The sequence below is a fragment of the Leclercia sp. W17 genome, assembly GCF_003336325.1.
Classification (GTDB): Bacteria; Pseudomonadota; Gammaproteobacteria; order Enterobacterales; family Enterobacteriaceae; genus Enterobacter.
Genome location: NZ_CP031101.1, coordinates 3,140,349 through 3,165,201, shown reverse-complemented (window position 1 = coordinate 3,165,201; position 24,853 = coordinate 3,140,349). Strand labels below are relative to the sequence as shown.

Sequence of the window (24,853 nt, the reverse complement as noted above, 5' to 3'; positions counted from 1 at the left end):
ACACGTGTACGCTGAACAAGTCCGATCAGTTTGGTGTGAACCAGTTCAACCAGCGTAACGGCCAGGGATAACGGTGGCGCGCTTCCTGTTGCGTTGCCTGCGCAATACGTTCCTGGATAGTCTGCATCAACGTGGTTTGCCCCTCGGCGTCCCACTCCAGGTTTGTCAGTAAGGGTAGCGCATCTGTAATGTCTTCGATGGCCCAGAGGCTGAATTGTTCCTCTTCTACCGCCTTCAGCAGTTCCTGACTGAGGCTGAGATGACGCACGTTCGGCAGAGGAATGATCACACCCTGTTTACCGCTCAGCCCACGCTGCTGGCAGACGGTAAAGAAGCCTTCGATCTTCTCATTCAGACCGCCGACCGGCTGCGCGCGACCAAACTGGTCCACGGAACCGGTAATGGCAATGCTCTGATTCACCGGCACATCGGCCAGGGCGCTGATGAGCGCGCACAGCTCTGCCATTGAGGCGCTGTCGCCATCCACTTCGCTGTAGGACTGTTCGAAAGTCAGCGAGGCGGTGAAGGGGATCTGCTGCTCGAGTTGCAGTTCCGACATCAGGAAGGCCTGCATGATCATCATGCCCTTGGCGTGAATATTCCCGCCCAGCTCGGCTTTGCGTTCGACATCGATAAACTCACCGTCGCCGATATGCACGACGCAGCTGATACGCGACGGCTCGCCAAAGGCGCGCGGGTGGCCAGGGAATTCAATTACCGACAGAGCGTTGATCTGCCCGACGCGTTCGCCTTCGGTTTCAACCAAGATCTGCTCAAGCAGGATCTCATCCTGCATGCGATCGGCAAGATAGCCTTCACGCCATTCGCGCTGCACCAGCATCTGGGAGAGCTGTTCGCCGGTGACCGTATCCTCTTCGGTCATGGCTGCGGCTTCACGCAGCTGTTTGCCAAGCCAGAGAGGACAAAGCGGCAGTGTCTCCTGATCGCCGGTATAGCGGACCGCTTCGCGGATCAGCACCGGCCAGGCATCGGCTGCTGGCGTTGGCAGCTGCGCACGCTGGCAGACGGCGTAAACCCACTGCAGCCATTGCTGCATATCTTCGGCATCGGCAATCTGGGTGCTCTCTTCAAATTCGCTGTAGACCACCTGGTCGGCCAGTTCGGGTTCCATCTCCTGGAAATCCGCCAGCGCTTCGCGATCGCCGATGAGCACCACTTTCAGGGTGAGCGGCATAGAGGGCACAGCGACAGGAAGAGGGCGCGACTCGTCGTAGGCCACCCAGTCGAAGCGCTGCTGGCTAACGCTGTTTTTCAGGCGCATCCACAGAAGTGGCTGAGCAAGCAGCGTGCGCAGGGAGATAAGCAACACGCCGCCGTTTGCCTGATGGACCAGACCGGGATGCAGGGTAAGTTCACCGTTAAACTGGCGCAGACAGCCAAACAGCTGTTCTGCTTCTGTCCAGCCCGCCTGGACGATGTTGCCGGTGACTGCAAAACGACCATCGGGTACGGTGGCGGGTTCAAAGGTAACGGTATGCCCATCGATGCGGTACTCACCACCAAAGACCGTTCCGGCTTCTGGCTGCAGCTGCCGCATGGCATCTGCCAGAAGATTCAGATACTCCGCTTCGTCTGGCGCTTTCAACAACATGAATGGCGAGGTGGCCCATGGGCTTAACACCTGCTCCAGCGCGTAATGCAAACGGGGCTGAGTGTCGCTGAGGATGTATTCGTCTTCTTTCGCGAGATCTGGCTGTGCAAACAGTTCCTGATAACTGTCGGTATCCGGAACAAGGTCACGCCATGCAAGTTTCGTAATGGTCAAAGTTGATGTTTTTTAGTCAGAAGTAAAACGATGGAGTATACCGTAAGGCGCAGGCTCTGCACATGAGGGAATGGGGGTTTCCGGGCAGGAATGCGTCACCGCGTGTCACAGGATATGATTTCTTTTCAGCAGATTGCTAAAAAACTGATATTCTGAACACAGTTACACGGTCACACTGAGATCGCAATGAAATATCAACAACTGGAAAATCTCGAAAGCGGCTGGAAATGGAAGTATCTGGTCAAAAAACACCGTGAAGGGGAGTTGATCACCTGCTACCTCGAAGCCAGTGCCGCAAAAGAAGCTGTAGATTTATTGCTGACCCTCGAAAATGAACCCATTCTGGTCAATGGCTGGATTGAAAAGCATATTAATCCCGCCTTACTGAACCGAATGAAGCAGACTATCCGTGCGCGGCGCAAACGGCACTTTAATGCTGAGCACCAGCACACCCGTAAAAAGTCGATCGATCTGGAGTTTATGGTCTGGCAGCGTCTGGCCGGGCTTGCCCAGAGACGTGGGAAAACCTTGTCAGAAACCATCGTGCAGCTGATTGAAGATGCGGAACATAAAGAGAAGTACGCCAGTCAGATGTCGACCCTGAAAACCGATCTTCAGGCGCTGCTGGCCGGTAAAAAGTAGCGTTTTAGTTTACTTCAGGTAATAAAAAACCCCGCACCATGGCGGGGTTTTTTGTAAGACGATAACTTATGCCGCTGGCTGAGTTACAACGTCTTTGATGCCTTTAACTTCGATCTCTACGCGACGATCTGGAGCCAGGCAGTCGATCAGCGCAGCGCGAGCTTTCACGTTGTCACAGGTAGAACCGGTAACTGGGTTAGATTCGCCCATACCACGTGGGGAGATCTTGTTAGCCGGGATACCTTTAGAGATCAGGTAATCAACAACGGACTGAGCACGTTTCTCAGACAGACCCTGGTTGTAAGCGTCAGAACCGATACGGTCGGTGAAGCCCAGAACCACTACGGAACCATCTTTAGGATCCAGGTTGCTCAGCTGGGTGTACAGCTGATCCAGTGCCTGCTGACCTTCTGGTTTCAGGGTTGCTTTGTTGAAGTTGAACAGAACGTCAGACTTCAGAGTAAAGTGCTTGGTCTGTACTTCTGGAGCTGGAGCTGGAGCTGGAGCAACGATTGGCGCTGCTTCTTCCTGCTGGCCGAAACGGTAGGAAACACCCACGCTCAGCATGCCGTTGTCTGGACGAACACCAACGGTGTTGCCGTCGCCGATGTTGTTAACCCACTGGTATTCCAGACGGGTAGCAACGTCACGGGTCATAGCCCACTCAACGCCACCAGCGAATACTGGGGATACGCCGGTGTCATGGTCGTCGCCAGCGCGGCTGTTGCTGGAGTCTGCACGCCATACCATACCGCCCAGACGGGTGTAGATGTCTACAGCGTCATTTACTGGGTAGCCCAGTTTAGCAGTCAGCTGAACGCCCTGAGCTTTGAATGCGCCGTTAATATCGTCGCCTTTGTAAGGCATACGGCCCAGCCAGTCGTAACCCATTTCGAAGCCAACGTACGGGTTAACCTGATAACCACCGAACGCGCCTGCGCCCAGCTGGCTTTCATGAGTTGGGCCATTATTGTTGTTTGCACTGTCATACCAACCAGTGTCATGGAACTGAGACCAGCCCAGTTTAGCACCAGCGTACCAGGTATTATCTTTCGGAGCGGCCTGCGCTACGGTAGCGAAACCAGCCAGTGCCACTGCAATCGCGATAGCTGTCTTTTTCATTTTTTGCGCCTCGTTATCATCCAAAAATCGCCATGAGAATCTCAATGAGAGTCACGGTTAAATCCTTCACCGGGGGGCGGGGACAAAGAGTAAACCTACCGATATCTTCGGCTTAGGCCGAGCACCCCTGGCGATGTAAAGTCTACAACGTACCTGAAAACTTACAAGTGTGAACTCTGTCAGGCATATGAAAAAAAAAGTTTTGTATACACAATATTTAACATTTATTGCGCAATTTAAGGCGTGCTAAAATGAAGAAAGCCGCGGCAGACAAGACTTTTCGCGGCTTTATATATAGAGAACCAACGGTGTACAGAGGGCGCAAAAAAAATTCCAGGAATACTCTTATTTTTACTTAATGATACAAATTGGAGTGAATTTTTAGCCCAGAAAGGTGTCCGTTGCCCAGAGCATTCATTCGAATGGGACGCATTATGAAGCCGAGCGCATTACCTTCTTCGGCGGCTTCAGCCAGACGATGTTGTTCCGTTTCCGTCAACTCGTGCGTAAACCAGCCGATCACGACGCTGTAATTCCCGGTACGCAACGCCCTCACCATTGAATCTACAGTATGGCATGGATCCATCTGACTTATCTGCATCACTTTTGTGAGCGGCAAGCCGGCGGACTGCACCCACTCCCGGCTCAATTTCTGCTGCGGCGTAAGCCACAGCTGCCAGCGAGACTGCTGACCAAGCTGCTGTAACAGGGGCAGCAATAACAGCTGCGTCATCATGGGCTGGTCTTCACGGTAGAGCACTTCACTAATCAGCCCGGTGGAAACAGGCGCAGTGGAATTCAGCGCGCTTTTACCTGCGGTTGAATAGAAAGTAGTTGAACGGTTTGCATAGCCTGAAGAGTACATAATCAATCCAGCCCTGTAGTTACTGTATGGATATACAGTAACCCCTGTACGACTAAAGATCAACCTCATTTTCGGAAAGCTCCTCGCAAATTTGGTTTGTAATTCAGTCGTATTGAAAAATCATCTTGCCGTTCGATTATAAGTTACCTATTTTTTGGCTAACGGATCCGTTAACAAACGAACTCACCATTACTCCATGATTTAAAAGGGAAATATCATGAAAAAGTTATCGTATGAACGGATCTATCAATCAGCAGAATACCTGTCTCCTCTCGGCGAGGTGCACTATCGCGCCCTGTTTGGCGGTTACACTCTGGCGGTAGATGACACGGTATTTGCCATGGTGTCGGAAGGGGAGTTATACCTGCGGGCCTGTGAGGAGAGCGCACCTTACTGTGTAAAACATGCCTCGACTTTCCTGTCGCTGGTAAAGCGGGGGCGGCCTGTGTTGTTGAACTATTATCGCGTTGATGAAGGTCTCTGGCAGGATCGCGAAAAACTTCTGCAGCTCTCCTCGTTTGCGCTGGAAGCGGCGCGGCGCGGCGGGAGCGCAGCGCACGCTATAAGCGCGAAAGGCTGAAAGATTTACCCAATCTCACCTTTCAACTGGAGATCCTGCTTTATGAAGCGGGCATCACCACCGAAGAGGCATTACGCGCGCTGGGGGCGGAACAGTCCTGGCTGAAGATCAAAGCGCTGAACAAGCACCTCAGTTATAAGGTGCTGTTTGCACTGGAAGGGGCAATCACCGGGCTGCACGTCGCTGCACTCCCGGAAGTCAGACGCCAGGAGCTTGTGGAGTGGTACAAAAAGCTGCCGGTAGAGACTCCCCTCACTCCGGCAGCTGATTAACGTGCTGCTGTAGGCGACAAATTTCTGGCAGCAACGCGATGAGCAGACCAATTTGCTGCAGAACCAGAGGCGCTTTGCTCTCGGCTCCCGGCTCAATATGTGAAATGCGTTGCGCCAGTTCGCTTAATGCCTGCTGAACACGAGGCTCATCCGCCGGACGTTGATGAAGTGCATCATCAACGTAGCAGACCGCATCGTCGAGCAATCCCAGGATTGCGGGGCTGGTGAGCCGCTCACGGTGCGCGCCCAACGCGGCGATATAGCTGGTAAAAGTATGGTTCAGGCACAGCAAACGGAATGCGACTTCACGGGTTTCTGCGGTTGCCCGCGGCTCCGTGGACATATTCGACACCACAGACGCCAGCTCCGCGTCGCGGTTATAGGCGTCACGCCGGGCGATACGGTACGCCAGGCGGTTATCGCGCCCCTGATGATACTGCTCAAGAATGGCATCAAGATAACGGCAGTTGGCGTTCATCGCCTGATCCAGCACCCGAGGCAGATTACGGAACCGCCAGTCCGGCCAGATGAAACTCACCGCAGCCCAGGCAATGGCGCAGCCAATTAACGTATCAACGACGCGCGGCAGGGCCACCTCAAAACCTTCCCCGAGCAGGTTGAAGCAGAGCAGCACCAGCAGAGTGATAAACATGGTGGCGTGGGCATATTGCACATTACGAAACGCAAAAAACAGCACGCCGGTGATCACAATTAAGATCAGCTGGCCTTCCAGCGAAGGAACAAAGTAAAGGATAGGTAACCCGACAGCGACCCCAACCAGGGTGCCGAGAATACGCAGCGCCAGTCGATGGCGGGTGGCGTTGTAGTTGGGCTGACAGACAAAGAGGCTGGTGAGCAAAATCCAGTAGCCGTGATTAAGCCCGGTTATCTGTATAAAAGCATAACCAATACAGAGCACCAGCGACATCCTCACCGCATGGCGAAACAGCGCCGATTCCGGGGAAAAATGACGACTTAAACGCAGCCAGATATCGCTAAACCCATGCAGGCTGTCATCCGCAAGCTGGTTATTCACATCATTACCGGGTGTTGCCAGCGCCTGTTCAGATTCGATGGTGGCGAGCTGGGCATCAATGGCGCGTAAGTTATTTAACAGAAACCCCAGCGCTTTCATCTGCTCAGCAGAGGTGCCGCTGGCCTGAACACGGTCGAGCGCCGCATCCAGGTGGGTAAATGCGCGTTCAAATCGCGGATCGTGTTGATAAGGGGTGCGCAGCAGAATGGAGCGCGACAGCTGCTGGCAGGCTTGCGACTGCATGGACAACAGGCGCTGGAAGCGGAACATCACGTCGCTGTAGCGAAACTTTTCGCGCAGTTCGGCGTACTGAATATGCGATGAGCTGGCGCGCTCGTGGATATCCTGCGCCACAAAGTAATAGTGTAGGGTTCGGCGGGTTCCGCGCTGACCACGATCGCCGCGTAAACGGGTCAGTAACGATGCTTTGGTCTGGTTTAGCGTGGTCACCAGTTGCCCGTTCGCCAGGGCGAGATCGTACAGCGGTGCCTGGCCGTCATCTTCGATATCCGGATCGAAGAGCCGGGACTTTAATTCCAGATAGTGGGCCAGATGCTCGTAGCTGCGGGCCAGATTATCCTGTAACGGGCGAATGGGGAAAATAAGATGCCCGGCGAGCGTCAGCAGGTTATACCAGACCGCGCCCAGCAACAGCAGCACCGGCTGTTGATACCACTGGTCATACAGCGACACCCCCAGCATGGTATAGATGGCAATAAGCAGCGCGCCAAAGGCGATGGTGGCGTAGCGCTGGCCCAGCCCACCCAACAGGATAAAAACGCTGGTGGAGAGCGTCAGCCCAATCGCGAAAAACCACGGCCACGGGAAGAGCAGCTCAACCGATGCAGAGGCGATAAAAAAGCAGATCAGGGTGATAACCAGATTGCGCAGCCGACCGGTAAGGCGATCGTCCAGGTCGGCCAGCGCGCCGGCAACCACCCCCAGCGTCAGCGGGATGGTCAGCTTTACTTCTCCCAGCCACCAGGGCAGGGCGGTACTGCCACACAGGGCAATAAAGATCCGGGCATTGTAGAGCCAGGCGCTGTTCAGGGTGTAGCGGCGAAGCAGGGGGCTTAGCATGTGCGCGCGAGGTCCTTGTTACGGAAAACGGCGGCGGGCGTTGGCTTCCCGCGCGGCGCGGGCCACTTCCACCGGCACAACCCGGCGTCCGACCGGCCATAAAGCGATGGCGGCAATTTTGAAATTGGCGATCCCGACGGGGATGCCAATCAGGGTCAGGCACTGGGCGATCCCCGCCGCAATATGCATCACACACAGCCACCAGCCGAAAAAGATCAGCCACAGAATATTGAGCAGCGTTCCGCCGGTGTTCATCAGCGTGCTTTTACTGTCAGGCTCCAGTTCATCCACATGAACCGCTTCGTTACCGTAAGGCACCAGCGAGAGTTTGGTGATTTCCCAGCAGGAGCGCGTCAGCGGCAGGGTGAAGATCAGCACCACGCTGACCAGCGTCGCCAGCAGCCAGGAGAGGGTAGTGACAAAACCACCCAGCACAAAATTCAAAATATTCAGAACGGTACGCATAAAACCTCAATTCTTACCGGAATGGTGAAGCCCTGATGATTGTAACGTTTTTTTGCGCTGGAGCACCTGAAAACTGGCAGTTAAACTGTTATGCAATTATTCACGTCGTGGATCAGGCTGGACATGGAACTGAAAGCAACCTCGTTAGGCAAGCGCCTGGCACAACATCCGTACGACAAAGTCGTTCTGCTCAACGCCGGGGTCAAGGTCTCAGGCGAACGTCATGAATATCTCATCCCTTTCAATCAGCTATTGGCCATTCACTGCAAACGCGGCCTGGTCTGGGGGGAGCTGGAGTTTGTTCTGCCCGATGAAAAAGTGGTCCGCCTGCATGGCACCGAATGGGCGGAAACCCAGCGTTTTCACCGTCATCTGAACACGCTCTGGCAGCAGTGGAGTGCTGAAATGAGTGAGGTGGCGGCGCAGGTCCTGCAAAACGCGCTGAAAGACATTGCCGCAACAAATGAGCAAAACAGCTGGCTGACGCGGGAAAAAACGCTCGGTCTACAGCAAAAAATTCGCCAGGCGTTACAGGCCTTGCCATTGTCCGTCTCACGGCTCGACGAGTTTGATAACTGCCGGGAAGCCTGGCGTCAGTGTCAGGCCTGGCTGAAGGACATTGACCAGAGCAGGCTGGCGCACAATCAGGCGTGGACCGACGCCATGCTCAGCCAGTATGCCGACTTTTTTGCCGGTATTGAGTCTTCCCCCCTCAATTCGGCCCAGGCCCGGGCGGTGGTCAACGGCGAGTCGCCGCTGCTGGTGCTGGCCGGTGCCGGTAGCGGTAAAACCTCGGTGCTGGTGGCCCGGGCAGGCTGGCTGCTGACCCGCAATGAAGCCTCTGCCGATCAGATTTTACTCCTGGCCTTTGGCCGTAAGGCGGCTCAGGAGATGGATGAGCGGATCGAGGCGCGGCTGCACACCCGCGACATTACCGCCCGGACCTTCCACTCCCTGGCCCTGCACATCATTCAGCAGGGGAGTAAAAAAGTGCCCGTGGTCAGCGAGCTTGAAAACGACACCGCGGCGCGGCAGAAGCTATTTATCGATGCCTGGCAGCAGCAGTGCAGCGAGAAAAAAGCGCAGGCCAAAGGCTGGCGCCAGTGGCTGGAAGAGGAGCTGAACTGGGATGTGCCGGAGGGCAGTTTCTGGCAAAACGAGAAGCTGGCGCGCCGACTGGCACCCCGGCTCGATCGCTGGGTGAGCCTGATGCGCATGCACGGCGGCGCTCAGGCAGAGATGATTGCCGGGGCCCCTGAAGAGGTGCGGGCGCTGTTTTCAAAGCGGGTGAAGTTAATGGCACCGCTGCTAAAAGCGTGGAAAGCTGCCCTGAAGGCAGAAAACGCCGTCGATTTTTCCGGCCTGATTCATCAGGCGATCATTATTCTGGAGAAAGGCCGTTTTATCAGCCCCTGGAAACACATTCTGGTGGATGAGTTTCAGGACATCTCCCCTCAGCGTGCGGCGCTGCTGGCGGCGCTGCGGGCACAGAACAAGCACACCACCCTGTTTGCCGTCGGGGATGACTGGCAGGCGATCTACCGCTTTAGCGGCGCCCAGCTGTCGCTGACAACCGCGTTTCACCATTACTTTGGCGAAGGCGATCGCTGCGATCTGGATACCACCTACCGCTTCAATAACCGGATCGGTGAGATCGCCAACCGCTTTATCCAGCAGAACCCGCATCAGCTGGCAAAACCGCTGAACAGCCTCTCGGCTGGGGACAAAAAAGCGGTCACGCTGCTGGGAGACGATCAGCTCGATGCCCTGCTGGATAAGCTCAGCGGTTACGCCAGACCGGAGGAGCGCATTCTGGTGCTGGCGCGCTATCACCATCTCAAGCCTGCCAGCCTGGAGAAAGCCGCGACCCGCTGGCCAAAATTGCAGCTGGATTTTATGACCATCCACGCCAGCAAGGGGCAGCAGGCGGACTATGTCATCGTCGTGGGGTTACAGGAGGGGAGCGACGGTTTCCCGGCGCCTGCGCGTGAATCGGTCATGGAGCAGGCTCTGCTGCCTGCGACGGAAGACTTTCCTGATGCCGAAGAGCGGCGATTGTTATATGTGGCGATGACCCGCGCCCGTCATCGCGTCTGGCTGCTGTTTAATAAAGAGCAGCCGTCACGTTTTGTGGAGATGCTGAAAAACATCGATGTGCCGGTAGCGCGTAAACCGTAGGCCGGGTAAGGCGAAGCCGCCACCCGGCAGGACACATTTACTTCAGACGTTCAGCCAGATAGCGCTGATAATCCGGGATCAGGATCTCCACCGGCGAGTTGAACTGCGGGGATTCGATAATAAAGTCCGCCGTCGACAGGTTAGTGGCGACCGGAATATTCCATACCGTAGCCAGACGCAGCAGGGCTTTTACATCCGGATCGTGCGGTACCGCATTGAGCGGGTCCCAGAAGAAGATCAGCACATCAATCTTTCCTTCCGAAATCTGGGCGCCCACCTGCTGATCGCCCCCCATAGGGCCGCTCAGCATGGCATTTACCTGCAGCCCGGTCTCCCGATGGATCAGGTTGCCGGTTGTTCCGGTGGCCGAAAGCTGATGTTGTCCCAGCAGGGATTTATGACGCTGGACCCAGTTGAGCAGCATCTGTTTGCAGTGATCGTGCGCGACAAGGGCAATATGTTTGCGTTCCGGCAGTGTGCGGGTTGTGAGTTCCATAGTCTCTATCCGTTAGTTAACTGGCTACAGATTACTGGAAGCACCTGACGCTGCAAGAGAAAGGGATAAAAAATGCGGCTCAGGACGAGGGTTGTTGCTTCGCCCATTGCAGGAAACGGCTTCGGGTCTCGGGATCGGCCTGGGCAAACCAGTATTTCAGGCGCTGCTCCGTCATGCTCTGGGATTGCGGTGGCGGCATATCCAGTTCAGACACGCCGGATAAGAGCGTGCTGTCATCGGCCATGGTGGTAGAAAACTGCGGTATCGAGGCGCTCTGCCCGGCTTTGTTATAGCGCTCGGTGTCGTACTCGTAATTGACGCCGTTCGGCGTATTGGTGATCGCCAGAATATCCAGCTTGACCGGAATCGGGGTCGCGTCGCCATCCAGCAACTCAATTTGCGGTGATTTATCAAAAAGTTGTGACTCTTTTTCTGTTTCCAGCCGCGGAAGGCTAAAATTAACCTGACTGATCCGCTGGGTGTTAAAGCTGGCGACCAGAGGAGGGGAGATATAGATGCGCTCCTCGTGATTGCCAAGGCGAATGGTTTTCTCTACCCGGAAGACAATCTGATGCGGACCGTTGTCGAGCTCTATGCTATCAGCGCCGCGCAGCAGGGAACTGGAGACTTTTTTGCCATCAAGTACCAGCAGGTCGATGTCTGTAGAGAGCCGCAGCGTTGTGGCGAAAACGCAAACCGGCATGAGCAGCGCAAACAGACTCCAGGCAATGCCGGTTTTCATAGAGAGCCCTCTTAAAAGACATGCGTCTTGAATAATGTATCAAAATTTTTCGTTAATCATATTTACTAACATATAGACAGGGCCCGGCAATTTGCCCTCATACAGACGTATGGGATGAGAAGTTGCTTAACGGCGTTGATACCCGGTTTGAACGAGCCAGGAGGAGATAAATGAAAGAGAACAACATAGCTGACATCCTTACCACCACCCGAACCATTGCGTTGGTGGGGGCGAGTGATAAGCCCGATCGCCCGAGTTATCGGGTGATGAAATACCTGCTCGACCAGGGCTACCACGTGATCCCGGTATCACCAAAAGTGGCAGGTAAAACATTGCTGGGCCAGCAGGGGTACGGCACCCTGGCGGAAGTACCGGAAAAAATCGACATGGTGGATGTGTTCCGCAACTCTGAGGCAGCCTGGGGGGTGGCGCAGGAAGCCATTGCAGTCGGGGCGAAAACGTTGTGGTTACAGCTCGGGGTGATTAACGAACAGGCAGCAGTACTCGCACGGGACGCAGGCCTGAATGTGGTGATGGATCGCTGTCCGGCGATTGAGATCCCACGCCTCGGGATGGCGAAGTAATAAAAAACCCGGTCAGCCGTAGGCTACCGGGTTTTTATTAGTTACGCAGGCGCGGCGCCTGCAACTGTTTACGGATCGTTTGCGCCAGTTCATCCATCGATGGCTGTTCAGGATGTTCATCCTGCTGTTCGCTACTTAACTGGGCTTCGGCAAGATAGGTATGCACGGCCTGGCCATCGTCATCTTCCATCACCACGTGGTACCAGGGCGCAGCGCGGAGTTCTGCATTCACCGCCAGCTCATCCGCTGACGGTTCGTCGAGGGAATATTCCGGGTCGATATCCACGACCACGCCCAGATAACCTAACAGGGAATGGCGGACCTGCTGGCCGATACCGAATTTGCTGGCATTCATAGTCACCTCCCGGGAAACGTTACTTACACTATAGGTGTGGGCAACATTTCACTTTTCAAGTTACATGATGCGACAGGCAAATCCTTTCAGATACAGCCCTTCCGGATAGGTAGCGATCACCGGATGATCGGCCGCCTGACGGAACTGCTCTATAAATTGTACATCACGACCAGCATCTACAGCGGCATCCGCGATAATTTTCTGGAATAATTCGGTGGTCATCAGGCCGGAACAGGAGAAGGTCAGCAGCACGCCGCCCGGGTTAAGCAGCTGGATGGCGAGCATGTTAATGTCTTTGTACCCACGGCAGGCGCCCATCAGCTGGTTTTTATTTTCGACGAACTTCGGCGGATCCATCACGATCACGTCAAACTTCTCGCCCTGGTCGCGGTATTTGCGCAGCAGCTTAAAGACATCGTCGCGAACAAATTCGGCTTTACTGAGATCCAGCTTGTTCAGCTCAACGTTCTGCTTCGCCACGTCCAACGCTTCCTGGGACGTATCGACGCTCACCACCTGACGACATCCGCCCATCAGCGCCGACACCGCAAAACCGCCGGTGTAGGAGAAGCAGTTCAGCACGCGCTTGTCGGCAACGTACTGGCGTGTTGCCAGACGGCTGTCGCGCTGATCGAGGTAGTAACCGGTTTTGTGGCCGCCCTGAATATCCACCAGCAGTTTCATGCCGTGCTCTTCGATAGGCAGCAGGGCAGGGGGCAGTTCGCCCGTTACCGGACCCTGAGTCAGTTCCATGCCCTCTTTTTTACGCACCGCAACGTCGCTGCGATCGTAAATGGCACACTCTGGGAACAGCGTCTGCAGCGCGCTGATTAACGCCGCACGCTGATACTCTGCCCCCGCGCTTAGCAGCTGCAGCACCAGGAAATTGCCAAAACGGTCGATGGTCACGCCTGGCAGACCGTCGGATTCACCGGCGATCAGGCGGTAGCTGTCCAGCCCGTCGCGTTTTGCCAGCCAGTCGCGCCACTGCTGCGCCTGCTGCAGACGACGGACAAAGAAGTCGATATCAATGGATTCATCTTTATCAAACGTCCAGACGCGCGCCCGGATCTGGGACGCAGGCGAGTATGCGCCGCGCGCTAACCATTTCCCCTGGTGGTCAACGATATCGATGGTTTCACCGAGGCTGGCTTTGCCTTCCATACGGGCAACCGCGCCGGAGAAGACCCAAGGATGGCGGCGCAGCAATGATTTCTCGCGCCCTTTGGCTAACACTAAACGTACACTCATAATTTTCTGTTCTGTCGATTCCAGGGAAATGGCGCGTAGAGTAGCACAGATGGCCAGTGGCAATCATCTGCGGACACTATTGAGCGTTTCGGCACATTTTAAAATCGCTCAGGCACATTATGAATTCGTCGTGAGCTTTAGAGTGAGGTTTCCGGTTCAGCAAAAGGAAACCACAATGAAAAAGCACATTGCCATCGCCGCCATGACGCTGGCGACAGTCAGTTTTACTGCGTCTGCGGCATTGCCGTTTAGTCTCAGCAGTCAGGATATCGCCGACGGCCACCCCTTAACGCAACAGCAGGTTTTTACCGGGTTTGGCTGCAAGGGAGGAAATGCCTCGCCACAGCTGGCCTGGCAGCATCCCCCTGCGGGCACAAAAAGTTTTGCCATCACGGCCTACGATCCTGCCGCCCCCACCGGCAGCGGCTGGTGGCACTGGACCCTGGTCAATCTTCCTGCGCAAACGCTGAGCCTGCCCGCTGGCGCCGGAAAAACGAACAGCGATAAATTACCCGCAGGGGCGGTGCAGGGGCGGAATGATTTCGGGTATGCTGGCTTCGGTGGGGCGTGTCCGCCGGAAGGGGATAAACCGCACCCCTATCAGTTCACCGTCTGGGCGCTGAACGTGGATAAACTGCCCATCGACAGTAATGCCAGCGGCGCCCTGGTCGGCTTCATGCTCAACAGCCACGTACTGGCGAAAGCGCAATTAATCGCAACATACGCACGATAAAAGGTGGTCCGGTGCAGGATTTTCATTTTCAACATAATCATCTGACAGCGGCTGAGGTCAATGCCAGCAAGATGCATCGCCTGCACCACGTAAAGCTTTTTTACCCGGCCATTTGCCACATTACACATGGCAGCAAGGTGATTATTCAGGAGGAGCGGCGCTTGGTGGCCACGCCGGATGAGCTAATCATTATTCCGGCGAACACCCCAATGGAGATCATTAATCAGCCCGCGCAGGAGCTGTTTCATTCCGATCTGCTGCTGTTATCCCCCGACATTATCGCCGAGTTTAAAACACGCTACCTGCAATCCTGGCCGCGCGCCAGAACGGACTCGCTGTGTGCTCCGCTCAGCGAAGGGCTGGCCTTTATGTGGGGCAATCTGCTGCATGCGGTGCGGCACGGTTTTCCGGAAGAGCTGCAAAAGCATCAGGCCTTCGGGCTCTTGCTGGCGCTGCTGCATGATGGGGTGGCCGGGCCGCTGCTTATAGAGAGAAATATCAATCTTACCGAGCAGGTACGGCATTTCATCATGGTGTCGCCCGGTAAGGCATGGACCGCGCAGGAGATCGCCAGCCGTCTTGCCGTAAGCGTACCCACTTTGCGCCGACGCTTGCGGGAAGAGTCGCAAAGTTTTCGCCAGATTGTGGAGGAGGTACGCATGGCGGTAGCGCTCTCGCAGCTACAGTCGACCCGCCTGCCCATCGGCGAGATCGCCATGCAGTGCGGGTACCTGTCCAGCTCGCGTTTTACGGCTCGTTTCCGCCAGCATTACGGCTGTTTACCCAAAACGCTGCGCTAAACCTGGAGCCATAATTTGCTATTCTTTGGATTCAGGTCAGGCATGGATAAGGGGAGGGAGTATGGCAAATGTCTGCATCATCGCGTGGGTTCACGGCACGGTTCAGGGTGTGGGCTTTCGTTACAGCACGCAGCGAGAAGCCACGGAGCTGGGGCTGACCGGTTACGCGCGTAATATGGATGACGGCAGCGTCGAGGTGGTGGCCTGCGGCGAGGCGGAACAGGTCGATAAACTGCTCGCCTGGCTTAAGGCGGGCGGGCCGCGCATTGCTCGGGTTGAAAAGGTTCTGTCAGAACCGCATCAACCCGGCCGGGAATACGTGAACTTCGGTATTCGCTATTAAATGCACTTCACGGGCTTAGGCAGCCCGGCGATTTTGGTCGCCTGTTTTGCCGGGCCTTTCGGGAACAGACGATACAGATAGCGGCTGTTGCCTTTCTCCTCGCCATATTTATTGGCCATCGCTTTCACCAGCATGCGGATGGCGGGGGAGGTGTTAAATTCCAGATAGAAGTCGCGCACAAAGCGCACCACTTCCCAGTGCTCTGGCGTCAGGGCGATAGACTCTTTTTCGGCGATAATCACCGCCAGCCCTTCGCTCCACTGGCTGGTCTCTTTCAGATAGCCTTCGCTATCGGTATCAATCTCTTTACCTTCAAAGTTCAGCATAATCATCACGGAATTATCGAAAACCGCGACAGTTTACCAAAAAAGAAAGCCCCGCATAAGCGGGGCTTGTTATAGAGCACTGTCGGTTAATCGCGGCTGGCGAAGCCCAGGATGCTCAACAGGCTGACAAAAATGTTGTACAGCGACACATACAGGCTCACGGTAGCGCGGATGTAGTTCGTCTCACCGCCATGAATGATGTTGCTGGTTTCCATCAGGATCGCCCCGGAGGAGATCAGGATGAACACCGCGCTGATAGCCAGATGCAGGGCCGGTAACTGCAGGAAGATATTCGCCACCATACCGATCAGCACCACCACGATGCCCGCCATCAGCATACCGCCGAGGAAGGACATGTCTTTGCGGGTGGTCAGCACGTAGGCAGAGCAGCAGAAGAAGACCAGCGCGGTACCGCCCAGCGCCAGGCCGATCAGATCGCCCATACCGGCAGACAGGTAGGTGTTAAGCATTGGCCCCAGGATGTAGCCCAGGAAACCGGTGAAGGCGAACGCCGACAAAATACCTACCGGCTTGTTAGCCGTTTTGTAGGTCAGGAACATCAGACCATACATACCGACCAGAGTCAGGATCAGCCCCGGCGATGGCAGCATCAGCACGGTGCTGGCGGTGGCCGTCAGCGCGGAGAAGGCCAGCGTCAGGCTGAGCATAAAATAGGTGTTGCGCAGCACCTTGTGGGTGCTGAGTAGCGATGTGCGGTCGCGTGAAGAACTAATAATACGATCCATGAGTCACTCTCTTATGACAGATGTAATTGACGGCAAGAATAGAAAACGACGCGCCGGTTATAAAATGGTTTTACCCATCTTTACTCAGCATCTTAGGTATTGAGGTAGCATGAAATGTTCCATAACCTCCGCAATGTAGCACGAACCCCGGTTTGTCAGGATTAATCAGATCAAGCTCTTATAGGTCACTGAAATATATTGCCTTATTCCTGACTCAACGCTAAGAGTTATTTTGCGTCGACAAAACGAAACAATAAGGCGAAGGACATGAAACCCTCATCACAAGCAACATTTACGCTCTCTTTACTGACGGCAGGCATCCTGTGCGCAAGCACAACGGCGTTCGCCGCCAGTGTACCGGCAGGAACAGAGCTGGCAGAGAAGCAGGAACTGGTCAGGAATAATGGCAATGAGCCGGCATCGCTCGATCCGCATAAAGTTGAAAGCGATGTCGAATTCAATATTATCAGCGATATATTCGACGGGCTGGTGAGCGTCTCGCCGCAGGGTGAGATCCAGCCGCGGCTGGCCGAGAAATGGGAGAACAAAGACAACACCGTCTGGACCTTCCATCTCCGCCCGGGGATTACCTGGAGCGACGGTACAGCGATTACAGCCCAGGACGTAGTCTGGAGCTGGCAGCGGCTGGTGGACCCCAAAACCGTCTCGCCGTATGCCAGCTTCCCCGGCAACATGCATATGGTCAACGCCGCCGATATCGCCGAGGGGAAAAAAGCCCCTGATACCCTGGGGGTGAAGGCGCTGAACGACACCACCCTGGAAGTGACGCTGGATCAGCCCAACGCGGCATTTCTTGCCATGCTGGCGCACCCGTCGCTGGTGCCGGTGGATAAGGTCCTGATTGGTCGCTACGGCGATAAATGGTCCAGGCCGGAACACTTTGTTGGCAGCGGGGCCTATATCCTCAAGCAGTGGGTGGTCAACGAGCGGATTGTCGCTGAGCGCAACCCGCGCTACTGGGACAATGCCCATACGGTGATTAACAAGGTGACTTATCTGCCCATCACCTCCGAAGCCGCCGACGTGAACCGCTACAGGGCGGGTGAAATCGATATCGCTTATACGCTGCCTATCAACCAGTTCGCGCAGCTGCAAAAAACGCTGGGCAAAGAGGTGGATGTCTCGCCGCAGCTGGCAACCTACTACTACCAGTTCAATACCTCCCGTCCGCCGTTTAACGATCCGCGCGTACGCAAGGCGCTGAACCTGGCGCTGGATAAAGAGATTATTGCCGGGAAAGTGCTGGGGCAGGGGCAGCGTCCGGCGTGGGTGATTAGCCAGCCGGATATCGGCGGGGTGAAACTGAAAAACCCGGATTACGCCAGCTGGCCGTTGGATAAACGCATCGCTGAAGCGAAAAAACTGCTGAACGAAGCAGGCTTTAACGATGGCCACCCGCTTAGCTTTAACCTCCTGTATAACACCTCGGAATCCCACCAGCGGATTGCCATTGCCGTCAGCTCGATGTGGAAGAAAAACCTCGGCGTGGAGGCGAAGCTGCAAAACCAGGAGTGGAAAACGATGCTGGACACCATGCATACCCACAATTTTGACGCGGTGCGCTACGCCTGGATCGCCGATTTTGACGATGCGGCGACATTCCTGAATAACTTCCGTACCGGTGACAGTCAGAACACCAGCCAGTACAGCAATGCCGCCTATGACGAGGCGCTGGCAAATGCCGCGAAAGCGAAAACCACTGCCGAGCGCGGTACGTACTACCAGCAGGCCGAAGATCTGCTGGCGCGGGATGTCCCGGCGATCCCGGTCTATCACTACGTGCGTACCCATCTGGTGAAGCCGTGGGTAGGCGGCTTTACGCCGGATAAGCTGGGGTACTACTTCACCAAGGATATGTATATCAAAAAACATTGAGCGGTCAGCGCGTGATTTTGTGCTGATAAAATGGTCAGGATGTTGGCTATTCAACCGATTAAACGCATTTTGACTATTTTTCAGGCGAACGATCGCGGGCACGCTTTACAGGGCGCAAGGAGGTGTTTATAGTTCGCCTCATTCTGGAAGTGTGGCCGAGCGGTTGAAGGCACCGGTCTTGAAAACCGGCGACCCGAAAGGGTTCCAGAGTTCGAATCTCTGCGCTTCCGCCAGATTAGATAAGCCCTGCGATAGCAATATCGCGGGGCTTTTTCTTTTGTCGTTTTACCTGTCCGATGACATTATGTCAGTCAACTAAAAACCCGATCTCAATAAATTAAACCCAGTAAACACAAGGATATAACCCGATGACAATGCCATCAGCACCTGCATAAGCAGCGTAAATTTGCTAACCTCAAAGAGGTGATTCCTCACATCCGGATTAATGGAATAGATAAAATATGAGTGAAAATAACACCACCCCCCAGAAGTCTGAAAGCAAGATTAACAAAGCGGTATTCTATACATCTGCTTTGTTAATTTTCCTTCTCGTTGCTTTTGCAGCAATTTTTCCTGACGTAGCCGACAAAAATTTTAAACTGCTGCAGCAGCAGATATTCACCAATGCCAGCTGGTTCTACATCCTGGCGGTCGCGCTGATCTTACTCAGCGTGACTTTCCTGGGGTTGTCGCGCTACGGCGATATCAAACTTGGCCCCGATCATGCCCAGCCCGATTTCAGCTATCACTCCTGGTTTGCCATGCTCTTTTCAGCGGGTATGGGGATCGGCCTGATGTTCTTCGGCGTGGCCGAGCCGGTTATGCACTACCTCTCTCCACCGGTAGGCACGCCCGAGACCATCACCGCCGCGAAAGAGGCGATGCGGCTGACCTTCTTCCACTGGGGGCTTCACGCATGGGCTATCTACGCCATTGTTGCGCTGATCCTGGCCTTTTTCAGCTACCGGCACGGCCTGCCTCTGACATTGCGCTCGGCGCTTTATCCCATTATTGGCGACAAAATTCATGGTCCGATAGGCCATGCCGTTGATATTTTTGCCGTTATCGGTACCGTTTTTGGGGTGGCGACCTCGCTGGGTTATGGCGTGCTGCAGGTGAACGCCGGGCTCAATCATCTCTTTGGGGTGCCCATCAACGAAACGGTGCAGGTTATCCTGATCGTGGTCATCACCGGGTTGGCGACAATTTCCGTGGTCTCCGGGCTGGATAAAGGCATTCGTATCCTGTCCGAGCTTAACCTGGGGCTGGCGTTACTGCTGCTGGCGCTGGTACTGTGCCTGGGGCCAACCGTGCTGCTGCTGAAATCCTTCGTGGAAAACACCGGCGGCTATCTCTCCGAGCTGGTGAGTAAGACGTTCAATCTTTACGCCTACGAGCCGAAATCAAGCAACTGGCTGGGTGGCTGGACGCTGCTCTACTGGGGCTGGTGGCTCTCCTGGTCACCGTTTGTCGGGATGTTTATCGCCCGCGTCTCCCGCGGCAGAACCATCCGTGAATTCGTCACCGGGGTGCTCTTTGTTCCGGCGGGCTTTACGCTGATGTGGATGACCGTCTTCGGCAACAGCGCGATCAATCTTATTATGCGCGAGGGGGCAACGGATCTGGCGAATACGGTGCAGCAGGACGTTGCGCTGGCGCTCTTCAACTTCCTCGAGCACTTCCCGTTCTCGTCCGTGCTGTCGTTTATCGCCATGGCGATGGTCATCGTCTTCTTTGTCACCTCGGCTGATTCCGGGGCGATGGTGGTGGATACGCTGGCATCCGGCGGTGAGGCCAATACCCCCGTCTGGCAGCGCATTTTCTGGGCCGCGCTGATGGGCGTGGTGGCGATTGCGCTGCTGCTCGCGGGTGGGTTAAGCGCGCTGCAAACCGTTACCATCGCCAGCGCGTTACCGTTTTCCATCATCCTGCTGATTTCCATCTACGGGTTACTCAAAGCGCTGCGTCGTGATTTAACCAAACGCGAGAGCCTGAGCATGGCGACCATTGCGCCCACCGCGGCCCGCAATCCTATTCCGTGGCAGCGTCGTTTACGCAATATTGCCTATCTGCCAAAACGATCGCTGGTGAAACGCTTTATGGATGAGGTCATCAAACCGGCGATGATCCTCGTGCAGGAGGAGTTGAGCAAGCAGGGCACGGTGAGCCGAATCAGCGATGCCTCAGACGATCGTATTCGCCTTGAGGTGGACTTAGGCAACGAGCTGAACTTCCTCTATGAGGTGAGGCTGCGGGGCTATAACTCTCCGACCTTTGCCCTGTCGGCGATAGACAACGACGAACAGCAGGCGGAGCAGCACCGATACTATCGTGCGGAAGTCTACCTCAAAGAAGGGGGACAGAATTACGACGTGATGAGCTGGAACCAGGAGCAGCTGATCAACGATATTCTCGACCAGTACGAAAAGCATCTCCACTTCCTGCATCTGGTTCGTTAACATCACTATGCCGCCTCCTCAGGCGGCATTTTTTATGCCCAACTACGCGGCTATGCCGTGTTTGCACGCCCCCTTTAAAATCCTTCTTCTATACTCAGTTACGTTTAGTGATCTATGCCGCTGTTTTTCTTACTGCCTGAGTTTTTCGCTATTGCCCATGCAAGTCGCAGCCGCATAAATCCACGAGCCTGATTTATTGGTTAATTTTTGTTTTGATAGGGGGAGTTCCTGGTATGTTACATTCTCAATCCTCCCGCGCTGGCACGATATTGCTGTTGCTGGCTGCGGTCATTGGCGTCGCGGTGGCGTTATACGCCTGGCTGACGCCCCTTACCGGCGTTACCGATACCATCGGTGCGCTGGGCGTCGCCATTGCCAGCGCAGTACTGGCGGTACTGACCTTGATGTTACGTGCCGCATCTGGCCGTGGGGCGCGTATCTTTCTGATTATCGTCACCCTCGTGGTACTCATTGGTATTGGGTTCGCCGCCGCGCTGCTGCACCAGTACATCATTACTGCAGCGATGTTGGTCGGCCTGATTGGTCTGATTATGCTGAGCAGCAAGCCCGTCCACCACAATACCCGCGTCAGAGCCTGAGGAGTCCCACCCGTGTATAACGATAAACATCACCCCTTCATGAAAGTCAGCATGACGGCGCTGGCGCTGCTGATCGCGCCACTCTCTGTGCAGGCGCAGGATAAAGCCACTGAGGCCTCTCAGGGAACGCAAGAACAGCTCAACGTAGATGCAGCGGATCAACAGGCGCCGGGAACCACCAAAACCACCGATGAAGCCTCTACCGGGCAGAGCGAGGGACAAAAAGTGGCTTCGGCTGAGCAACCAGCGACCCCGCTGGTGCCCTCTGCCGCCACCTGGGATAGCTTCCACGGACAGCTTAACGCGCAGAAATACAGCCCGTTGACCCAGATCACGGCGGAGAACGTCGGTAAATTGACCAAAATCTGGGAGTTCCATACCGGCGATGTGTCGGATGGTAAAGGCGACACCCCTGCAACCGTCTGGTCAGCAACGCCCATTTTTGCTAACGAGACGCTCTATATCGGTACCCCTTTCGATCGCCTGATTGCGCTGGACCCGGGCACCGGGAAAGAGAAGTGGCACTACGACACGAAGTCTTCGCGTAAAGCGCTAACCCAGCCAGTGCTGAAAAACCGCGGCGTCTCCTACTGGCAGGCCAAAGAGCCAGTCGCCGGTGAAGCCTGCCAGAAGATCGTCTATATGGGCACCGTGGACGGCAAGCTCTTTGCGCTGGATGCCGATTCAGGCAAACCCTGCACCGGTTTTGCGAACAACGGCGTGCTGGATGTAAATCAGTGGAACACCGTTAACGCCAAATTCCCGCTCTCCATCCTGCAACCGCCAACGGTGGTGGGTAACCACCTGCTGGTGGGCTGGGCCGGTAAAGACTGGGCTTATGCCGAAGCCCCTCCGGGCACCGTATTTTCCATCAATGCCCAGACCGGCGAGCGGGAATGGTCCTTCGAGGCGATTCCGGAAGAGATTCGCCAGCGCACCGGGACGGCCAACGTCTGGACGCACATGTCTGCCGACGAGGCCAACGGCCTGGTTTATCTGCCGGTCTCTTCTCCGTCGCCTAACTACTGGGGCGGTAACCGTGTAGATGCGATCCCGCTCGGCACCTCGACAACCGCGCTGGATATCAATACCGGTAAAGTGGTCTGGTCCCGCCAGTGGGTGCATCACGACGTGTGGGATTACGATATCAACTCCGCGCCAACGCTGATGGATATCACCGTAGACGGCAAGCAGATCCCGGCCCTGGTACAGGCCACCAAGCAGGGCTTCCTGTTTGTGGTTAACCGCCTGACGGGGGAGGACGTCTGGCCTATCGAAGAGCGTCCGGTGCCGCAGGGCGACGGTTCAGTGCAGGGGGAAAAACTTTCGCCAACCCAGCCGTTCCCGACCAAGCCTGCGCCGCTGCTTGATCAGTCGAAAAAGCCGGAGATCTGGAAGCTGGCCGATATGGTGGGTGCCGGTCAATGCTCCCGCCTGTGGGATAACCTGACCTATGAGGGGATGTACACACCGCCTACCGCCAAAGGCGAGGGGGCGCTCACCTATCCGGACAGCGCCGGTGGCGTGCAGTGGGGCGGGGTGGCGTTCGATCCGAATAAGCAGATCGCTATCGTCAACACCTCGCATATCGTGCAGTACGTGAAGCTCTACAGCCGCGAAGATTACGATAAAGCCGATAAAACCGCCGGTAACGAGAGCGGCTTTGCACCGCAGGAAGGCGCGCCTTACGGCATGCGTCTGCTGGTGGCCAATAACTGGCTGGGCATGCCGTGCTGGAAACCACCGTTTGGTGAGATCGTCGCGCTGGATATGCATACGGGTGACGTGAAGTGGCGTCGTCCGGTTGGCGCCTCGCAGCAGTACGGCTTCTTTATGCCGGAAAGCTGGGGCTCCCCAACCATCGGCGGCCCGGCTATCACCGCGGGTGGGGTGATCTTCATCGGTGCCTCTATGGATGCCAAAGTACGCGCTTATTCCGTGGAAAGCGGTGAAGAGCTATGGTCCGATCAGGTTGAAGCCCCGGCTGTGGCAAACCCGTCGGTCTATGAGTACAAAGGCCGTCAGTATGTGGCGTTTGTCGCGGGCGGAAACACTATCCTGAAGGATCAGGTAGGCGACCAGGTTGTGGTTTACGCCCTGCCTGAATAATTCCTTGACGCGCAATGTCATCATAATGGGGCCTGCGGGCCCCTTTTTATATTCACTGCTCACTCAATCCGGACACTGACTCATCAACCATTGCCCGACAATGGGCCATAATGTTTCCGCACAGCGCGTGCGGAAAAAAACCATATGCCCTACGCTGGGCAGGCCAAAATCCGCATGACGGATCTCCCGGCGGTCGATTTTTGCGTTTTTGACCGGCTCTATCAGGCGCGTAATGGCCTCAGGATTAGCCCACGGATCGTCATCAAACCCCATAACCATCAGAGGGAGCCTGACCTCAGCCGCTCTTCGACGCGCATCCCAGTCAGGATCGTCGTAGAAGTAACCCGGCATGGCGCTCCAGCGTCCCCACTGCAGCATGACAGGCGCCGGTAAATCTTCTCCCAACCCGAGGCGTTTTGCCGGCATATAACCAAATATACGGCAGAGGAGTGGACCGAGAACGCGCAGCAAGCACCAGACGCGCACTTTTTCCGCCGTCTGTTTTATAGAACGGGTTACCCCTGCGTGGGATGCCACAATGGCCGCAGCCTGAAGATGCCGGGTAGCCGTCGACAGCAGAACGGCGTGTCCACCCACGCTGTGCCCAACCGCCAGCAGGCTAAGATCGGGGAAACGTGACCTGGCCCAGGCCGTGATGCAACCCACATCCTGCTCCATCCAGTCTGACATGGAGACGTTACAGCTGCGGAGTATGACTGATTTAGAGCGACCTACCCCCCGATAGTCATACGTCATGACACTGAATCCATACTCGTAAAGATACTCAGCGAAACGCTGATAAAACTCCTGTACAACCGCTGTCGCGGGGTGAAGGATAACCAGCGCGCGGGCATCTTCTCTCTCCCAAAGCGTGGCAGCGAGAGAGTCGCCTTCATTTGTCGGTATTATTATCGAATGCATAGGTAAACCTTGGTTGAGTGGTCATACCAGTCCTGAATAAAAGACAATAGCTGCTTCTGATGAGTCTGGCGATTTTTTCTTGTCTGGAATTTGACGGTCGTCAGCAGAAGATGATGCGTGCGGGGTTGTACAAAAGGCGAACACATTCAATTTCCTGAATTTTTTGCTTTACATAACCTCCAGAGATGTTTATAGTGCGCCTCACTCTGGAAGCGTGGCCGAGCGGTTGAAGGCACCGGTCTTGAAAACCGGCGACCCGAAAGGGTTCTAGAGTTCGAATCTCTACGCTTCCGCCAAATTTAAAAACCCTGCGATAGTAATATCGCAGGGTTTTTTGCTTTTGTACTTTTTCAGCAAAGGTTGACGTCTTTTGCGCAACTTATTTCCCTGGTTGAAGGCAAGCGCAGTCATAAAATTTATCGATACGTGATTTTGCCACTAACATCATTTTCATCGAAACATGATTG

The 24,853-nt window shown here is 55.3% G+C and carries 22 protein-coding genes, 2 tRNA genes and 1 pseudogene; 13 read left to right on the top strand and 12 right to left on the bottom strand.

The annotated features are described in order from the left end of the window. Positions 1 to 25: 25 nt before the first annotated feature. Positions 26 to 1,786: a Lon protease family protein gene (locus tag DVA44_RS15795; protein ID WP_114387504.1), complete on the bottom strand. Its 1,761-nt coding sequence runs from the start codon at positions 1,784 to 1,786 to the stop codon at positions 26 to 28. Positions 1,787 to 1,972: 186 nt separating this feature from the next. Here DVA44_RS15795 and matP point away from each other — a divergent pair, with 186 nt between their 5' ends. Further along, positions 1,973 to 2,428: a macrodomain Ter protein MatP gene (matP, locus tag DVA44_RS15790; protein ID WP_103178956.1), complete on the top strand. Its 456-nt coding sequence runs from the start codon at positions 1,973 to 1,975 to the stop codon at positions 2,426 to 2,428. A 66-nt stretch (positions 2,429 to 2,494) separates the two neighbouring features. Here the strand turns inward: matP and ompA are convergent, their stop codons facing one another. Next, the gene (ompA, locus tag DVA44_RS15785) at positions 2,495 to 3,550 is read right to left on the bottom strand and encodes a porin OmpA (RefSeq protein ID WP_114317116.1); all 1,056 of its coding nucleotides are present in this window, start codon (positions 3,548 to 3,550) and stop codon (positions 2,495 to 2,497) included. 355 nt (positions 3,551 to 3,905) lie between these two features. After that, positions 3,906 to 4,415: an SOS-induced cell division inhibitor SulA gene (gene sulA, locus DVA44_RS15780; RefSeq protein ID WP_114387503.1), complete on the bottom strand. Its 510-nt coding sequence runs from the start codon at positions 4,413 to 4,415 to the stop codon at positions 3,906 to 3,908. 217 nt (positions 4,416 to 4,632) lie between these two features. Between sulA and DVA44_RS15775 the strand changes: the two are divergent. Next, positions 4,633 to 5,267: pseudogene (locus DVA44_RS15775) on the top strand (TfoX/Sxy family DNA transformation protein). Here DVA44_RS15775 and yccS read toward each other — a convergent pair. After that, on the bottom strand, positions 5,248 to 7,383 hold the full coding sequence (gene yccS, locus DVA44_RS15770) for a YccS family putative transporter (RefSeq protein ID WP_114387502.1): 2,136 nt from the start codon (positions 7,381 to 7,383) through the stop codon (positions 5,248 to 5,250). The pseudogene DVA44_RS15775 and the gene yccS overlap by 20 nt on opposite strands. 18 nt (positions 7,384 to 7,401) lie before the next feature. Next, positions 7,402 to 7,848 carry a YccF domain-containing protein gene (locus DVA44_RS15765; protein ID WP_103178960.1) on the bottom strand — a complete coding sequence of 149 codons (447 nt, stop codon included), beginning with the start codon at positions 7,846 to 7,848 and terminating at the stop codon, positions 7,402 to 7,404. A gap of 123 nt (positions 7,849 to 7,971) precedes the next feature. Between DVA44_RS15765 and helD the strand changes: the two genes are divergently transcribed. After that, complete coding sequence (helD, locus tag DVA44_RS15760) at positions 7,972 to 10,026, top strand: DNA helicase IV (protein WP_114387501.1); 2,055 nt, start codon at positions 7,972 to 7,974, stop codon at positions 10,024 to 10,026. Positions 10,027 to 10,063: 37 nt separating this feature from the next. On the opposite strand, the gene mgsA is transcribed toward helD, so the two are convergent. Next, on the bottom strand, positions 10,064 to 10,522 hold the full coding sequence (mgsA, locus tag DVA44_RS15755; protein WP_103178962.1) for a methylglyoxal synthase: 459 nt from the start codon (positions 10,520 to 10,522) through the stop codon (positions 10,064 to 10,066). A 79-nt stretch (positions 10,523 to 10,601) separates the two neighbouring features. After that, a complete protein-coding gene (locus DVA44_RS15750; RefSeq protein ID WP_103178963.1) occupies positions 10,602 to 11,264 on the bottom strand; it encodes a DUF2057 family protein in 663 nt (220 codons plus the stop codon). A gap of 170 nt (positions 11,265 to 11,434) precedes the next feature. On the opposite strand from DVA44_RS15750, the gene DVA44_RS15745 reads away from it, so the two are divergent. Next, a complete protein-coding gene (locus DVA44_RS15745) occupies positions 11,435 to 11,848 on the top strand; it encodes a CoA-binding protein (protein WP_103178964.1) in 414 nt (137 codons plus the stop codon). A gap of 37 nt (positions 11,849 to 11,885) precedes the next feature. On the opposite strand, the gene hspQ is transcribed toward DVA44_RS15745, so the two are convergent. Both hspQ and rlmI read right to left on the bottom strand, forming a co-directional pair. Then, positions 11,886 to 12,203 (bottom strand): heat shock protein HspQ, encoded by a 318-nt coding sequence (gene hspQ, locus DVA44_RS15740; RefSeq protein WP_103823342.1) that lies wholly within the window; start codon positions 12,201 to 12,203, stop codon positions 11,886 to 11,888. Positions 12,204 to 12,263: 60 nt separating this feature from the next. Next, positions 12,264 to 13,454 (bottom strand): 23S rRNA (cytosine(1962)-C(5))-methyltransferase RlmI, encoded by a 1,191-nt coding sequence (rlmI, locus tag DVA44_RS15735; protein WP_114387500.1) that lies wholly within the window; start codon positions 13,452 to 13,454, stop codon positions 12,264 to 12,266. A 175-nt stretch (positions 13,455 to 13,629) separates the two neighbouring features. On the opposite strand from rlmI, the gene DVA44_RS15730 reads away from it, so the two are divergent. The 3 genes from DVA44_RS15730 to yccX all read left to right on the top strand — a co-directional run bounded on the left by DVA44_RS15730 (position 13,630) and on the right by yccX (position 15,330). After that, on the top strand, positions 13,630 to 14,187 hold the full coding sequence (locus DVA44_RS15730; protein ID WP_114387499.1) for a kinase inhibitor: 558 nt from the start codon (positions 13,630 to 13,632) through the stop codon (positions 14,185 to 14,187). 71 nt (positions 14,188 to 14,258) lie between these two features. Further along, positions 14,259 to 14,987, top strand: coding sequence for a helix-turn-helix transcriptional regulator (locus DVA44_RS15725; protein ID WP_371413869.1), 729 nt, complete (start codon positions 14,259 to 14,261; stop codon positions 14,985 to 14,987). Between the two features lie 61 nt (positions 14,988 to 15,048). Then, on the top strand, positions 15,049 to 15,330 hold the full coding sequence (gene yccX / locus DVA44_RS15720; RefSeq protein WP_103823338.1) for an acylphosphatase: 282 nt from the start codon (positions 15,049 to 15,051) through the stop codon (positions 15,328 to 15,330). Here the strand turns inward: yccX and tusE are convergent. Both tusE and yccA read right to left on the bottom strand, forming a co-directional pair. Continuing rightward, positions 15,327 to 15,656 carry a sulfurtransferase TusE gene (gene tusE / locus DVA44_RS15715; RefSeq protein WP_114388438.1) on the bottom strand — a complete coding sequence of 110 codons (330 nt, stop codon included), beginning with the start codon at positions 15,654 to 15,656 and terminating at the stop codon, positions 15,327 to 15,329. The two genes, yccX and tusE, sit on opposite strands and share 4 nt — an antisense overlap. Positions 15,657 to 15,742: 86 nt before the next feature. Then, the gene (yccA, locus tag DVA44_RS15710) at positions 15,743 to 16,402 is read right to left on the bottom strand and encodes an FtsH protease modulator YccA (protein ID WP_103823337.1); all 660 of its coding nucleotides are present in this window, start codon (positions 16,400 to 16,402) and stop codon (positions 15,743 to 15,745) included. Between the two features lie 267 nt (positions 16,403 to 16,669). Between yccA and DVA44_RS15705 the strand changes: the two genes are divergently transcribed. From DVA44_RS15705 to DVA44_RS15685, 5 genes are all read left to right on the top strand, one after another. Next, the gene (locus DVA44_RS15705; protein ID WP_114387498.1) at positions 16,670 to 18,298 is read left to right on the top strand and encodes an ABC transporter substrate-binding protein; all 1,629 of its coding nucleotides are present in this window, start codon (positions 16,670 to 16,672) and stop codon (positions 18,296 to 18,298) included. Between the two features lie 145 nt (positions 18,299 to 18,443). Beyond that, a tRNA-Ser gene (locus DVA44_RS15700) sits at positions 18,444 to 18,531 on the top strand. A gap of 228 nt (positions 18,532 to 18,759) precedes the next feature. Continuing rightward, positions 18,760 to 20,757, top strand: a complete 1,998-nt coding sequence (locus tag DVA44_RS15695) for a choline BCCT transporter BetT (protein WP_114315413.1) — start codon at positions 18,760 to 18,762, stop codon at positions 20,755 to 20,757. 233 nt (positions 20,758 to 20,990) lie between these two features. After that, on the top strand, positions 20,991 to 21,356 hold the full coding sequence (locus tag DVA44_RS15690) for a hypothetical protein (RefSeq protein WP_114387497.1): 366 nt from the start codon (positions 20,991 to 20,993) through the stop codon (positions 21,354 to 21,356). A 12-nt stretch (positions 21,357 to 21,368) separates the two neighbouring features. Further along, positions 21,369 to 23,465, top strand: a complete 2,097-nt coding sequence (locus DVA44_RS15685) for a pyrroloquinoline quinone-dependent dehydrogenase (RefSeq protein ID WP_114387496.1) — start codon at positions 21,369 to 21,371, stop codon at positions 23,463 to 23,465. 63 nt (positions 23,466 to 23,528) lie between these two features. Here the strand turns inward: DVA44_RS15685 and DVA44_RS15680 are convergent, their stop codons facing one another. Beyond that, positions 23,529 to 24,386 carry a serine aminopeptidase domain-containing protein gene (locus DVA44_RS15680; protein ID WP_114387495.1) on the bottom strand — a complete coding sequence of 286 codons (858 nt, stop codon included), beginning with the start codon at positions 24,384 to 24,386 and terminating at the stop codon, positions 23,529 to 23,531. 208 nt (positions 24,387 to 24,594) lie between these two features. Between DVA44_RS15680 and DVA44_RS15675 the strand changes: the two genes are divergently transcribed. Continuing rightward, positions 24,595 to 24,682, top strand: a tRNA-Ser gene (locus tag DVA44_RS15675). Positions 24,683 to 24,853: the final 171 nt, after the last annotated feature.